We start from the raw sequence: 13214 nt of genomic DNA, 5'->3' as shown, positions 1-13214 counted from the left end.
AACGTGTTCTAGCATCGGCCCGTGTCCCGACAGCTCAAGCTCGGCCTCAACCTCGGATACTGGCAGCGCCACCCCGAAGACCACACCCAGACCGTCCTGGCCGCCGAGCAGCTCGGCTACGACTCGGTGTTCACTGCCGAGGCGTACGGGTCCGACGCCTTCACCCCGCTGGCCTGGTACGCCGCCCGGACGTCCCGCATCAGGCTCGGCACCGCCGTCGCGCAGCTCTCGGCGCGGACACCCGCGGCCACGGCCATGCACGCGCTGACGCTCGACGCGCTCTCGGGCGGGCGGATGATCCTCGGCGTCGGCGCCTCCGGCCCCCAGGTCGTGGAGGGCTGGTACGGCGTCCCGTTCCCCAAGCCGCTGGCCCGCACCCGCGAGTACCTCGACATCGTCCGGCAGGTGTGGCGCCGCGAGGCCCCGGTCACCAGCCAGGGGCCGCACTACCCGCTGCCCTTCCCCGGCGGCGCGGGGTTGGGCAAGCCGCTGAAGTCGATCGTGCACCCGCTGCGCCCCGACATTCCCGTGTACCTGGGCGCCGAAGGGCCCAGGAACATCGCGCTGGCCGCCGAGATCGCGCAGGGCTGGCTGCCGCTGTTCGTCGACCCGTCGCGGATCGAGGCGTTGTTCGGCGAGTCGCTCGCCGGGCGCCCGGACGGTTTCGAGATCGCCGCCACCGTCACCACGATCGTGACCGACGACCTGCGGGCCGCCCTGGACGTCGCCAAGATCCCCCTCGCCTTCTACATCGGCGGCATGGGCGCCAAGGACCGCAACTTCCACCTCGACCTCATCGGGCGGCTCGGCTACGCCGAGCAGGCGCGGCACGTCCAGGACCTGTTCATCGAGGGACGCCGCGACGAGGCGATCAGGGCGGTGCCCGACGAGCTGGCCGACGCGATCTCGCTGCTCGGGCCGCTCGGCCGCGTCCGCGAGCGCATGGCGCTCTGGCGTGAGAGCCCGGTCACAACGCTGCTGGTCGCGGGCGTGCATGACGAGGGCGTTCTGCGCGCGCTGAAGGAGGCGGCCGACGCGTGACGGAATGCCGGGGCCGCCCGGGGCGCTGAACGAGATGACCGACCAAGATCGACGATGCGAAGAAGGAACCATGTCCGCGGCCCGGCTGCTGGTGCGCGCCCTGGAGGCCGAAGGCGTCGAGTACGTCTTCGGGATCCCGGGTGAAGAGAACATCCATTTCATCGACGCCCTCAACGACTCCTCCATCCGCTACATCCTGGTCCGCCACGAGCAGGGCGCGGCGTTCATGGCCGAGATCTACGGCCGGCTGACCGGGAAGGCCGGGGTCGCCTCGGCGACGCTGGGGCCCGGCGCGATCAACCTCCAGCTCGGCGTGGCCGACGCCACCACCAACAGCACCCCCGTCGTCGCGATCTCCGCCCAGGTCGGGCTCGACCGCATCTACAAGGAGTCGCACCAGATCGTCGACCTGGTGTCGCTGTTCCGGCCCATCACCAAGTGGGCCGAGCTGGCGCCGACCGCCGAGGCCCTGCCCGAGATGCTGCGCAAGGCGTTCAAGACCGCGCAGACCGAGCGTCCCGGCGCGGTCTACCTCGCCATCCCCGAGAACATCGAGTCGGCCGAGGTCTCCCCCGACCTCAAGCCGCTGCCGGTCAACGTCGTCCGGCCGCAGGAGCCCTCGCCCGCGCAGATCGCCCGCGCCGCCGACGTCATCGCGCTGGCCCGGCAGCCGATCGTCCTGGCCGGTCACGGCGCCACCCGCGACGGCGCGAGCCAGGCGCTGGCGCACTTCTCCGAGAAGCTCGGGCTCCCGGTCGCCACCACCTTCAACGGCAAGGGCGTCTTCCCCGACGACCACCGCAACGCGCTCGGCGCGGTCGGGTTCATGCGCCACGATTACGTCAACTTCGGGTTCGACGACGCGGACGTGCTGATCGCCGTCGGCTACGAGCTCCAGGAGTTCGACCCGGTCAAGGTCAACCCCAACGCCGACAAGAAGATCATCCACATCCACCGGTTCCCGGCCGAGGTGGACGACCACTACCCGGTCGAGGTCGGCATCCAGGGCGACATCTCGCGCTCGCTGCGCGCGCTGTCCGACGCCGTCCACCGCCGCTTCGACGTCAACGGCACCGGACGCCGGATCCGCGACCTGATGGCCGAGGAACTGCGCCAGGGCCAGGCCGACGACGGCTTCCCGCTCTCGCCCCGCCGCATCGTCGCCGACGTCCGCGAGGCCATGGGCCGCGAGGACGTCGTCCTGGCCGATACGGGGGCCGTGAAGATGTGGATGGCCCGGATGTACCCGACCTACGAGCCCAACACGCTGCTGGTCTCCAACGGGCTGTCGTCCATGGGGTTCGCCGTCCCGGGCGCCCTGGCCGCCAAGCTCGCCCACCCCGATCGCAAGATCCTGGCGGCGACCGGCGACGGCGCCTTCCTCATGAATTCCCAGGAGCTGGAGACCGCCGTCCGCGAGAACATCCCGATCACCGTCCTGATCTGGGAGGACGACGCGTACGGCCTGATCGAGTGGAAGATGGACCTCGAGCTGGGCCGCAACAGCCACATCAAGTTCCGCAACCCCGACTTCGTCCAGTACGCCGAGAGCTTCGGCGCCAAGGGGTACCGGGTGACCTCGGCCGACGAGCTGCTGCCCACCCTGCGCAAGGCGCTCGCCGACGACACCGTCTCGGTGATCACCGTCCCGGTCGACTACTCCCACAACCTCGCCCTGACCAGCAAACTGGGCGAGCTGTCCGGGCCGTTCTAGCCGGAGGGCCGCGTCCGATAGGCGCTGGGCGGGACGCCGTAACTGCGGCGGAACGCCCGGCTCAGGGCCGCCTCGGAGTCGTAGCCCGTCAGGCGGGCGATCGTGCGCAGGGGCAGGTCGCCGCCGCGCAGATGGGCCGCCGCGCGGGTCATGCGGTAGCGGGTGAGGTAGCGCATCGGCGGCTCGCCCATCGACGCCGCGAAGCGCGCGGCGAAGACCGAGCGCGACATCCCGGCCGTGGCCGCGAGCTCGGTGACGGTCCAGGCGCGGGCGGGCTCGGCGCGGATCAGCCGCAGGGCGGCCAGGACGGCCGGGTCGGTGTCCACCCCCGGCCCGTGGTGGCGGACGGCCCGCAGGAGCAGGTCTTCGGTCGTCCGGGCGACCACGGCCGCCGAGCCCGGGGACCGGTCGGCCAGCACGGCGTCCAGCGATCCGGCGCGCACGTGCTCGCGCGGCAGGTGCAGGACGTCCGGCAGGACGGCGGGCAAACGCGCCCCGCCCAGGGAGGCGTCGCCGCACAGCAGCTCGGTGCGGTCGTCGGCGGTGGAGCGCTGATGGATGTCGTCGGGGCCGATCGGGGAGGCGGGGTCGTCGCGCAGCCGGTGCGCCGACCCGTGCGTCACCACGACCACGTCGCCGGTCGCCGCCCAGAACCGTCCGCCGGTGTCGGTCTCGAACCAGGAGCCGCCGCGCACCGGAAGCCAGAAGACCGGGCGGTGCAGCGCGGCGACGGCGATCCCCCACGGCGGCGAGACCGACGCGCGGCACCACCGGGTCGCGGACACGCGCACGCCGTCCAGCAGGACGCTCAGCTCGTCCGCGGTCCCGGTCAGCTGTTCCATGGCGATCCTCCGCCCTCGGCGTCCTGATCAACTCTTCCGGAGTCACGGCCATTCCCGCGCCCCGGGTGCCGCTCCTAGCGTCGGGGTATGAGCGATGACGACCTTCTGGACCGCTACATGCGGTCGCGCGCGACCGGCGACTTCGCCGCGCTGCGCGCCGTCCTGGCCGATGACCTGCACTTCCAGGACCCGCTTGACACCTACGACACCGCGGACGCGTTCGTGGCTTCCATGACCCGGCTGCTGAGCGGGCCCGTCCGCGCGATCGTGGCGCAGCGGGCCGTCCGCCGGGACGGCCACGCCGCGATCTTCAGCACCTGGGACACCGCCGTGGGGAGCGCCGACTTCGCCGAGCACCTCACCATCACCGGCGGACGCGTCTCCCGTATCCAGGCGTACTTCGATCCCCGGCCCTTCGCCCGGGGAGCCGGGGACTAGCCGAACGGGCCGCCCCTCCACTGCGGAAGCGGGGCCTTCTCCAAGGCGACGTCCATGGCGGCGGCCGCCAGGAGGCGGGTGGAGTCGAGGGTCGGCAGGGGCGAGTCGTCCGGGGAGACCAGGAGGGGAATCTCGGTGCAGACCAGCGCCACCGCGTCACAGCCCCGGGCGGCCAGGCCCCGGATGATGCGGACGAACTCGGCGCGCGACTCGTCGGTGAAGACGCCGTTCACCAGCTCGTCGAAGATGACCCGGTTGATCAGCGCCCGGTCGTCCGGGCCGGGCAGCTCGGCCTCGATACCGCGCTTGCCAAGCGCGCGCGGGTAGAGAGGGCCGTCCATCAGGTAGCGGGTGCCCATGACACCGACGCGGCCCCGGCCGTCCCGGGCGGCGCGCTCGGCGACGACCTCGGGCAGGTGGAGACCCGGAATGGGAAAGGCGTCGCCCGGGGCCTCCAGGGCCATGTGGGCGGTGTTGTCCGGGCACACGAAGAAGTCGGCGCCCGCCCGGTCCAGGCGCCGGACGCTCTCGGCGAGGATCTCGCGGATGCCCACGTGGTCGCCCGAGTCCCACAGCGGCATGCTGCGGGCCATCGCGATGCAGTCGAGCGAGACGTCCGGGTGCTCGTGCGGGCCCAGCTGCCCTCCCAGACGGCAGAACTCCTGGAAGCAGAGCGAGGCGCCCTCGGCGCTGTGGGCGAGTATCCCCAGGTGGTTCATGTGTGCTCCTCTCGTAGATCTTCATTCTGCCTCAGGCCGGGTCCCCTAGGGGATGTCCCTGATTGCGCAAACGTGCAAGATTTCGCTTTACTGATCTCGGGCGGCTCTACGAAGGGGGACGATTTCCATCATGAGCCATAGAAAGAATGGCTTCATCGCACTGGCCGTGGCCGGGATCGTGACAGGGGGAACGCTCACTCCCGCGATCGCCGGAACGCCGGACATCCGCGGCGAGCTGGACGCGATCGTCAAGGAGGGAACGCCGGGCGTCATCGCCCGGGTGAACGACAGGGGCCTGGTGGCGGGCGTCGCCGACCGCGCCACCGGGCGACGCCGCCAGGCGGACGAGCGGTTCCGCATCGCCAGCCTGACCAAGCCGTTCACCGCCACCGTGCTCCTGCGGCTGGCGGCCGACCCGGCGGTGCGGCTCTCGCTGGACGACACGGTCGAGAAGTGGCTGCCGGGGCTCGTCCAGGGCAACGGCTATGACGGCCGCACGATCACGATCCGCCAGCTGCTCAACCACACCAGCGGCATCTACAACTACAACAACGACAAGGAATTCCTGGCCAAGTTCTCAGGAGAAGCCTTTCTTGAGCACCGCTACGACGGCGCGACGCCCGAGGAGCTGGTGGCGGCCGGAATTTCCAACCCGCCCGTCTTCAAGCCGGGCGCCAAAGGGAGGTGGCATTACTCCGACACCAATTATATTCTCGCCGGAATGATCATCGAGAAGGCCACGGGCAACACCTACGCCCACGAGGTCGAGCGGCGGGTCATCCGACCTCTGGGGCTGCGCTCGACGAGCGTCCCGGGCAGGTCACCCCGGGTGCCCGCCCCTGCCGCGCGCCACTACTCGACGCTGCTGGGCGACAAGGTGCACGACGTCACCGAGTTCGACCCGTCGGTGGCCGGGGCGGCCGGGCAGCTCATCTCCACCACCCGCGACATCACCACGTTCTGGCGCGCCCTGCTCGGGGGGCGGTTCCTGTCCGGCGAGCAGCGGCGCGAGATGTTCACCACCGTCGGCGTCGAGGGCGACGACGGGCACGGCGGCAAGGGCGACGAGTACGGGCTCGGCGTCCGGAAGTTTCGGCTCTCGTGCCAGGTCTGGGTATGGGGCCACGGCGGGATGCTGCCCGGCTCGCTCTCCCGGGTGGGGGTCAGCATGGACGGCCGCACGGTCGTCTCCCTCAACCGCAACGCCGACTGGGGCGACCAGGCCCTGGAGGACCGCGTGATCGAGAAGGCGTTCTGCCCGCCTCAGGCGCGGCAGACGACCTCGCCGTGGGGGACGGCGAACCAGGCGTCCTCGGCCCTGGCCCACGCCTTCCAGCCCTCGTAGAACCTCTGGAGGTCGTCGCGGCCGGCATGCCCGCCCGCGACGGCCTTCTCGGCGAACGAGGAGCGCACCATCCGCCCGCCCCACGACTCGCTCCACCACTCCCGCTCCCCCGGCGTGGAGTAGCACCAGGACGAGGCGGACGCCGCGACCTCGGTGAAGCCCGCCCGCCGCGCCCACGCCACCAGGCGCCGCCCGGCGTCGGGCTCGCCACCGTTGCCCCTGGCCACCCGGTAGTAGACCGGACGCCACTCGTCCATTCCCGGCGGGTCCGGGTACCAGATCATGCCGCCGAAATCGGCGTCGCGAGCGGCCACGACCCCACCGGGTTTGCAAACTCGGCGCATCTCTCTCAGCGCCGCCACCGGGTCGGCCACATGCTGGAGCACCTGGTGCGCATGAACCACGTCGAAGGTTCCGTCGGCGAAATCAAGGGCGTGCACATCGGCGACGGCGAAGGTCACATCGCGTCCCGCGCAGGCCCGCGCGGCCTCGGCCAGCACGTTCTCGGCCGCGTCAACGGCGGTGACCCGTCCGGGCGCGACGAGGTCGGCGATGCCCGCCGTGATCGTCCCCGGCCCGCAGCCGACGTCGAGGACCGAGGCTCCGGCCACGAGATGCTCGACCAGGTAGGCGGCCGAGTTGCCGACCGTCCGCCACTGGTGCGAGCTCAGCACGGTCTCGTGGTGCCCATGAACATACGAAGCGCCCATGGGCACACACTAGAACAGCAGCCCACATCTTGAGAATTACGTCTCAGAATATGGAAGGAGGGTCAGGCGGCCAGGGCGATCCGGCGCCGGGCCGCGATGAGGACGGGAACGGTCAGGGCCGTGACCTCGGCCAGTTCGTCAACGGGCGCGGTCTCGGCATAGGCGTTGAGGGTCTGATCGGAGAGTCCGGTGAGCCAGGGCTCGACGACGGTCCGCTCGGCGGGTCCGTCCAGCCACGGGCGAGAGAGATGGAACGTGCCATTCCTGTCACTCACTGCGCCTTCTCCTTCCTGCCGCCCGGCGCCGGCCACGAGGCGCGGCACCGGTCTTCATACCCAGAGGTACGCACAGAACAAGCCGCCTGGTTCGATGACTATTCCCCTGCGTAACCCACCTCACACAGGTAACCTACGCATCGCCTCTGACAAAATTCGAACGTGTATTCGCCTCAGAGGAGCCGGTACATGACGTGGAGCCCCACGTAGCCCCGCTGCGGATGAAGGAACCCCTCCGGCAGCGTGGCCACGATCTCCATCCCCAGCGACTCCCACAGCCGCACGGCCCGCTCGTTCGTCTCCACAACGGCGTTGAACTGCATCGCCCGGAACCCCGCGCCGTGAGCCCACGCCATCACGTGCTCACCGAGAGCCCGCCCGACGCCGCGTCCCGCATGCTCCGGCGCCACCATGAAGCTCGCGCTCGCGATATGCGACCCGCCGCCCATGTGGTTCCGCACCATGTTCGCCGTCCCGAGCACCGCGCCCGAGTCGTCCACGGCCACCACGGCCCGCCCCGGCGCCGCCGGGAACCAGAACGTCCGAGCCCGCTCCGCCGAGATGTCGCGCGGCCAGGTGAAGGTCTCCCCCGCCCGCACGATCCCCTCCATGAACGGCCACATGGCCGCCCAGTCCCCCGCCACCGCCTCGCGAATCTCCATGCCCACACCCTGTCCCACCTGCGCCCCACCCCGCGACCGAGTTTCTCCGCGCCCCGCCGACGCTGACGATCGCGCCTACCTGCTGACCGCGAAGCTGCTTCCCCTGCATCGGCAGGGCAACTGGGCTTTCAGGGAGAGCGCACGGGCCCATCCTCCCCGGGGAAAGAAGGATGAGCCCGTGCGGGATTCGGGTGGGCTAACTCCACTGAATCGAGGAGGTCATGTCGTTCATCCCCACGTCGGTCAGGTTGACGTTGAACCGGGCCCAGCCGGAGGAGCGGCCGCCGAATTCGTGGTGCTCGAAGTGCCGGACCCAGCAGTGCCCGTAGGCCGTGGCGCCGGAGATCTCGTCGTTCCACCAGCTGTCGCCGAGGTCGCGGACCTCCCAGTCATGGCCGGCGAGGTTGCCGTCGCAGCCGTAGTCGGCCTCGACCGTCCACGACCTGCCGCCGAGCGTCCCGATGTTGTGCTCGAGTTCGACGCCGATCGCCGTGCCCCCGGCCGCCGCACGCGCGGCGCCCTTCTTCGCGGCGGCGGCATTGACGCGCCGCGTGAGCGTCGCGTCCTTGATGGCGTCGCGGGCGTTCTTCGGCGCGTCGGTGACCCGCCCGTTGGTGGCGTCCCGCATCGCCTCGGTGAACGTGGCGTAGCAGTCGATGGCGCCGCCCTGCGAAAGGTGCACCACACAGTTGGCCTTCTTCTGCGCCTCGGCCGAAGCGGGCGCCGACACGAGCGCGAGCCCCGCCGCCGCGACGATGGAGCCGGCCGCCACCCCGATGGTCTTCTTGAGGAAGGTCATTGTTCCCTTTCAAGGATCGTGAAGCGCCGCCCGTCCAGAGATCGTCGCCACTGACCCCACCTCCGACCAACCCCGGTTCCACCCAGCGGACCGCTGCGTCAGTCGGGGTGCGGGGTTGGGGTTGTTGTGGAGTGGAGGAGGGGGCGGGTCAGGGCGGTGGCGGCGAGGACGCCGGTCGTGCCGAGGGTGAGGAAGAGGGCGAGGGTCAGGGCGCCCTGGGTACCGAAGCCCGCGGCGAAGGGGGTCGCGAAGAAGACGCCCGTGAGGACGGAGCCGCCGCCCATGACGGCCAGGGGGACGAGGGTCTCCTGGTGGCGGGCGCGGTCCAGGACCGAGAGCGGCGTTCCGGCCAGGCGGAGCATGGCGTAGCTCTGGCGGCGGTCCAGGACGGACGAGGCGCTCGTGATCGCCGCGCTGGTGATGGCGATGAGGAACGAGACCGCCAGGACGACGAGGGCGCCGGTGCGCAGGTCGTCCAGGAGGTGGCGCTCGGCGACGCCGGGCTGCCGCCCCGCCGGGGGCGAGGGGTTCATCAGGGAGAGGAAGCCCGCCACGAAGCCGGTCAGGGACACGCCCGCGACCGTCCGCCAGACGGCGCGGGGGTCGTCCATGAGGCGGCGTCCGGCCAGGAGGAGGGCGGGGCCCCGGGCGGTGGCGGCGGTGACGCGGCCGATCAGGGCGACGATCCAGGGGCCGACGAGGTTGAGGGCCAGGAAGGCCAGGCCGAGGAAGATCAGGAGGATGGTCAGGCCCGTCCGGCCCGCGCGGCTGAGGCCGCCGGACGTCAGGCCGAAGGTGATCACGAGGGCGGCGAAGGCCAGCAGGCGGACGGCCTTGAGCGCGGGAGGCGTCTGACGTCTCGCGACGCCCAGGGGGCTGACGACCACCTGGCGGAGCCCGGCGATCGCGCTGACTCCGACCAGGAGGGGGACGCACGCCAGGACGGCGGCGACGGGTAGCGGGCCCGGCCACAGGTCGGTGGGGAACCAGGCGCCGCCCGCGATGGGGATGCGCGCCAGGGCCGGGATGGCGGCCAGGTAGAGCAGGGCTCCGATGACGGCGCCGGCGGCGGCCGTCAGGACGGCCTCGGCGGTCGTGACGGCGGCCACCTGGCCGGGGGTCGCGCCGACCAGGCGCAGGGCGGCGAGCCTCCGGTCGCGGCGGGCGACGGTGAGGCGGGCCGCGGCGCCGCCGAAGACCAGCAGCGGGACGACCATGAGGATCGAGGCGATGATCGCCAGGACGCGGTAGATCTGCGCCTGGGACGAGACGGCGCCGGTGGCGTAGCGATCGATGGCGGTGGGTGAGGCCGTGTCGCGGGCGGTGCGCTCGGCGGTCATCGCGGGGTCGCCGGGGCGGTGGCCGACGACGGCGACGAGCTCGCCGGGACGGACGAGCGCGTCGCGGCCGAGGAGGCCCGTGGGCGTGGGGAAGCGGTCGCCGCGTTTCGCGGCCAGGGCCGGGGACGTCCAGGTCTCGCCCGGTTTCGGGAAGCGCGCCATGCCCGGCGGGACGGGCGCGCCGTCGCGGAGGGCGGCCAGGTCGACCACGGTGACCGGCTCGCCCCGGACCAGCTCGGTCGAGAGCGCCTCGACGGCCGTCGCGGGGCCCGTGGCGGCCTTCGGGTGGCGCCAGGCGTCGGCGTCGGCGCGCTGGGCGAAGGCGTGGTTCCCGCCGACCGCGAACAGCAGGAGGCCGGTGGACACGGCGACCGCGGCCGCGGTGAGCAGGACGGGGAGCGCGCCACCGCCGCGCGCGAGCCGCCAGGCGAGGGCGAGGGTGGCACGCATCAGGAGGTTCCGGCGGGGACGAGGAGGCGGCCGTCGCGGACCTCGGCGGTCCGGTCGCACCAGCGGGCCACGTCCGGGTCGTGGGTCACGACCACCAGGGACGCGTCGTTGTGGCGGGTGGCCTGGGTCAGCAGGTTCATGGTGTCGTGTCCGGTCTTCTGGTCGAGGGCTCCGGTGGGTTCGTCGGCGAAGACCACCGCGGGACGGGTCACCAGCGCACGGGCGATCGCCACGCGCTGGGCCTGGCCGCCCGAGAGCTCGCCGGGACGGCGTCTCTCCAGTCCGGTCAGGCCCAGCGGGGCGAACCAGGCGCGGACGGCGTCCACGGCGCGGGCGCGGGACGTCCCGCCGAGCATGAGGGGCAGGGCGACGTTCTCCTCCGCCGGGAGCTCGGGCAGGAGCTGGCCGAACTGGAAGACGAAGCCGAAGCGGCTGCGGCGCAGGGCGCTGCGGCGGCGCTCGCCCAGGGTGTCGACGCGCTGCCCGAGCAGGGTGACCTCGCCCGCGTCGGGCTTGATGATCCCGGCCAGGCAATGCAGGAGCGTCGACTTGCCCGAGCCGCTCGGGCCCATGATCGCCACGGCCTCGGCGCGGCCCACGGCCAGCGTGACGCCGTCCAGGGCGGTCGCCGGCCCGTAGCGCTTGACCAGGCCGGTGCCGGTGAGGATCGCGATCACGCGGCGGCCTTGTGCCCGGTCCTGGCGGAGTCGAGGTCGATCACCTCGGCGTCGGGGCCGGGCGGGCGGGCGCGGTTCCTGAGGGCCTCGGCGATCTCCTTGGCGGGCATGACCACGCCCGCGTAGATCACGAAGGTGACGAAGAGGACCAGGACGGGAGCGAGAATCAGCAGGTTCGTGTTCATGTCTCAATCGTGCGCGGAAGCCCAGGTCAGCCACATCGGACGCAGGTCTGGTCCGCGACACGCGCGGATCGGCCGAATGGTCGATCCGGGTCTGGTCCCCCGGCCGTAGCCTCGGTGAGCATGAGGGACCCGGCGGCGCGCCTCGACCGCATCCACTCCGTCGGCGGCTGCCTGATCCGCTCGTTGTGCGGGTTGGGCGCCGCGCTGTTCCTGCTGCTGTGCGTCATCAGCGCGGACCCCGGACCGGCCAAGTTGCCGCTGCTGACGGCCGCGGCGCTCGCGGCGGCCGGGTCGCTGCTGTCGCGGGGCCTGGAGCGCTGGGCGATGGCGGTGTCGTTCTACTCGCTGGCGCTCAGCCTGACGCTGATCTCGACGGGCGACGCGAGCGCGGCGGGCCCGGCGCCCGTGCTGGAGATCGCGGGGCTGCTGCTGCTGATCATCCGGGTGGCCTGGCGGGTCCCGCGCTCGCGGCTGATCCCGATGACCGCGCTGACGTCGGGTGCCGTGGTCGCCACGGCGCTGCGGACCGACCTGCTCGGCGCGCTGGTGCTGTCGGCGCCGCTGGGCCTGCTGGCGGCGGTGGCCATCGGGACGGGCCTCTACCTGCGGGCGATCGCCGCGCGCCGGACCCGGGCGGTGCGCGAGGCCCGGCGGGACGAGCGCCTCGAACTGGCCCGCGACCTGCACGACTTCGTGGCCCACCACGTGACGGGAATCGTCGTCCAGGCGCAGGCGGCACGGTTCGCGGCGCAGTCGGGGGCCGGGCAGAGCCCGGAGCAGCTCGACACGATGTTCGAGGGGATCGAGACGGCGGGCACCGAGGCGCTGACCTCGATGCGCCGCATGGTCGGGCTGCTGCGCGAGGCGCAGGGCGGGGACGCGGCGACGCGTCCGGTGGGCGACCTGGCCAAGGTCTCCGAGCTGGTCGCCTCGTTCACCGACCCGCCCGCCACGCTGGCGATCGCGCCGGATCTCGGGATGCTGCCCCCGGAGGTGACGACCTCGGTGCACCGGGTGGCGCAGGAGGCGCTGACCAACGCCCGCAAGCACGCGGCGGACGCGACCGGCGTGCACGTGGCGGTGTGCCGCCTGCCGGGAGGCGCGGTGGAGGTGGCCGTCCGCGACGACGGACAGGGACGCGGGCGGCGCCTGCCGTCCGGCGGGTTCGGGCTGACCGGGCTCCGGGAGCGGGTCGAGGCGCTGGACGGCGAGCTGCGGGCCGGGCCCCGTCCGGAGGGCGGCTGGGAGGTCGTCGCCGTCCTGCCGGTCCGCCCCGTCCGCGAAACCCTGGAAGAATCTCCCCCGTGACCATCCGCGTACTGATCGCCGACGACCAGGAGATGGTCCGGACCGGGTTCCGGATGATCCTCGACTCCCAGCCCGACATCGAGGTGGTCGGCGAGGCCGCCGACGGGGCCGAGGCCGTCGAGCGGGCCCGCGAGCTGCGTCCCGACGTGTGCCTGTTCGACATCCGGATGCCCCGCATGGACGGTCTCGAGGCGACCCGCCTGCTGGCCGGTCCCGACGTCGCCGACCCGCTCCGGGTGGTGATCGTCACCACGTTCGACATGGACGAGTACGTCTACAGCGCGCTGCGCGGGGGCGCGGTCGGGTTCCTGCTGAAGGACAGCGGCCCGGCGTTCCTGGTGGAGGCGGTCAAGGCCGCCGCGAACGGCACCGCGCTGGTCTCCCCGTCGATCACGATCCGGCTGCTGGAGAACCTGGCGGCGCCGCCCGCGTCCCCGACGCCGCCGCGCGAGCCCCTCACCGAGCGCGAGCTGGACGTCGTGCGCCTGGTCGCGCGGGGCCGCACCAACGAGGAGATCGCCGCCGAGCTGTTCGTGTCGCTGTCCACGGTCAAGACCCACCTGGGCAGCGTCCAGCGGAAGCTGGCGGCCAGGAACCGGGTCGAGACGGCCGCCTGGGCGTGGGAGTCGGGCCTGATGCGCTGACGCCCCCGGCTCGCACAAACGACTCGCACACGGGAATGGAAGGATCGGGGCGCTGGGACCACCGG

General features: G+C 72.3%; 15 protein-coding genes. 6 read left to right on the top strand and 9 right to left on the bottom strand.

What is annotated here, in order from left to right:
- Positions 1 to 21 precede the first annotated feature (21 nt).
- Both ACQPY4_RS11095 and ACQPY4_RS11090 read left to right on the top strand, forming a co-directional pair.
- Positions 22 to 1041 (top strand): LLM class F420-dependent oxidoreductase, encoded by a 1020-nt coding sequence (locus ACQPY4_RS11095; protein WP_433335199.1) that lies wholly within the window; start codon positions 22 to 24, stop codon positions 1039 to 1041.
- 70 nt (positions 1042 to 1111) lie between these two features.
- The gene (locus ACQPY4_RS11090) at positions 1112 to 2755 is read left to right on the top strand and encodes an acetolactate synthase large subunit (protein ID WP_433335197.1); all 1644 of its coding nucleotides are present in this window, start codon (positions 1112 to 1114) and stop codon (positions 2753 to 2755) included.
- On the opposite strand, the gene ACQPY4_RS11085 is transcribed toward ACQPY4_RS11090, so the two are convergent.
- Positions 2752 to 3597, bottom strand: coding sequence for an AraC family transcriptional regulator (locus ACQPY4_RS11085; protein ID WP_433335195.1), 846 nt, complete (start codon positions 3595 to 3597; stop codon positions 2752 to 2754). The two genes, ACQPY4_RS11090 and ACQPY4_RS11085, sit on opposite strands and share 4 nt — an antisense overlap.
- An 87-nt stretch (positions 3598 to 3684) precedes the next feature.
- On the opposite strand from ACQPY4_RS11085, the gene ACQPY4_RS11080 reads away from it, so the two are divergent.
- Positions 3685 to 4035 (top strand): nuclear transport factor 2 family protein, encoded by a 351-nt coding sequence (locus ACQPY4_RS11080; RefSeq protein ID WP_433335193.1) that lies wholly within the window; start codon positions 3685 to 3687, stop codon positions 4033 to 4035.
- On the opposite strand, the gene ACQPY4_RS11075 is transcribed toward ACQPY4_RS11080, so the two are convergent.
- The gene (locus ACQPY4_RS11075; RefSeq protein ID WP_433335191.1) at positions 4032 to 4754 is read right to left on the bottom strand and encodes an aspartate/glutamate racemase family protein; all 723 of its coding nucleotides are present in this window, start codon (positions 4752 to 4754) and stop codon (positions 4032 to 4034) included. The genes ACQPY4_RS11080 and ACQPY4_RS11075 overlap by 4 nt on opposite strands.
- Before the next feature lie 130 nt (positions 4755 to 4884).
- Here ACQPY4_RS11075 and ACQPY4_RS11070 point away from each other — a divergent pair, with 130 nt between their 5' ends.
- The gene (locus ACQPY4_RS11070; protein ID WP_433335189.1) at positions 4885 to 6099 is read left to right on the top strand and encodes a serine hydrolase domain-containing protein; all 1215 of its coding nucleotides are present in this window, start codon (positions 4885 to 4887) and stop codon (positions 6097 to 6099) included.
- On the opposite strand, the gene ACQPY4_RS11065 is transcribed toward ACQPY4_RS11070, so the two are convergent.
- From ACQPY4_RS11065 to ACQPY4_RS11035, 7 genes are all read right to left on the bottom strand, one after another.
- The gene (locus ACQPY4_RS11065) at positions 6018 to 6809 is read right to left on the bottom strand and encodes a methyltransferase domain-containing protein (protein WP_433335187.1); all 792 of its coding nucleotides are present in this window, start codon (positions 6807 to 6809) and stop codon (positions 6018 to 6020) included. The genes ACQPY4_RS11070 and ACQPY4_RS11065 overlap by 82 nt on opposite strands.
- Positions 6810 to 6871: 62 nt before the next feature.
- Complete coding sequence (locus tag ACQPY4_RS11060; RefSeq protein WP_433335185.1) at positions 6872 to 7084, bottom strand: hypothetical protein; 213 nt, start codon at positions 7082 to 7084, stop codon at positions 6872 to 6874.
- 173 nt (positions 7085 to 7257) lie between these two features.
- Positions 7258 to 7746 (bottom strand): N-acetyltransferase family protein, encoded by a 489-nt coding sequence (locus tag ACQPY4_RS11055; protein ID WP_433335183.1) that lies wholly within the window; start codon positions 7744 to 7746, stop codon positions 7258 to 7260.
- A 196-nt stretch (positions 7747 to 7942) separates the two neighbouring features.
- A complete protein-coding gene (locus ACQPY4_RS11050; RefSeq protein ID WP_433335181.1) occupies positions 7943 to 8545 on the bottom strand; it encodes a hypothetical protein in 603 nt (200 codons plus the stop codon).
- Positions 8546 to 8643: 98 nt separating this feature from the next.
- Positions 8644 to 10335 (bottom strand): FtsX-like permease family protein, encoded by a 1692-nt coding sequence (locus ACQPY4_RS11045; protein WP_433335179.1) that lies wholly within the window; start codon positions 10333 to 10335, stop codon positions 8644 to 8646.
- Positions 10335 to 11012, bottom strand: a complete 678-nt coding sequence (locus ACQPY4_RS11040) for an ABC transporter ATP-binding protein (RefSeq protein ID WP_433335177.1) — start codon at positions 11010 to 11012, stop codon at positions 10335 to 10337. The genes ACQPY4_RS11045 and ACQPY4_RS11040 overlap by 1 nt, the downstream gene beginning before the upstream one ends.
- Positions 11009 to 11197, bottom strand: coding sequence for a hypothetical protein (locus ACQPY4_RS11035; protein ID WP_433335175.1), 189 nt, complete (start codon positions 11195 to 11197; stop codon positions 11009 to 11011). The genes ACQPY4_RS11040 and ACQPY4_RS11035 overlap by 4 nt, the downstream gene beginning before the upstream one ends.
- Before the next feature lie 120 nt (positions 11198 to 11317).
- Between ACQPY4_RS11035 and ACQPY4_RS11030 the strand changes: the two genes are divergently transcribed.
- Together ACQPY4_RS11030 and ACQPY4_RS11025 are read left to right on the top strand one after the other, a co-directional pair.
- A complete protein-coding gene (locus ACQPY4_RS11030; RefSeq protein ID WP_433335173.1) occupies positions 11318 to 12505 on the top strand; it encodes a sensor histidine kinase in 1188 nt (395 codons plus the stop codon).
- A complete protein-coding gene (locus ACQPY4_RS11025; protein WP_433335171.1) occupies positions 12502 to 13149 on the top strand; it encodes a response regulator in 648 nt (215 codons plus the stop codon). The genes ACQPY4_RS11030 and ACQPY4_RS11025 overlap by 4 nt, the downstream gene beginning before the upstream one ends.
- The last annotated feature ends 65 nt before the right edge of the window (positions 13150 to 13214 follow it).

The sequence above is a fragment of the Spirillospora sp. CA-294931 genome (assembly GCF_050946795.1).
Classification (GTDB): Bacteria; Actinomycetota; Actinomycetes; order Streptosporangiales; family Streptosporangiaceae; genus Spirillospora.
This window is presented reverse-complemented; position numbering and strand designations above follow the sequence as displayed.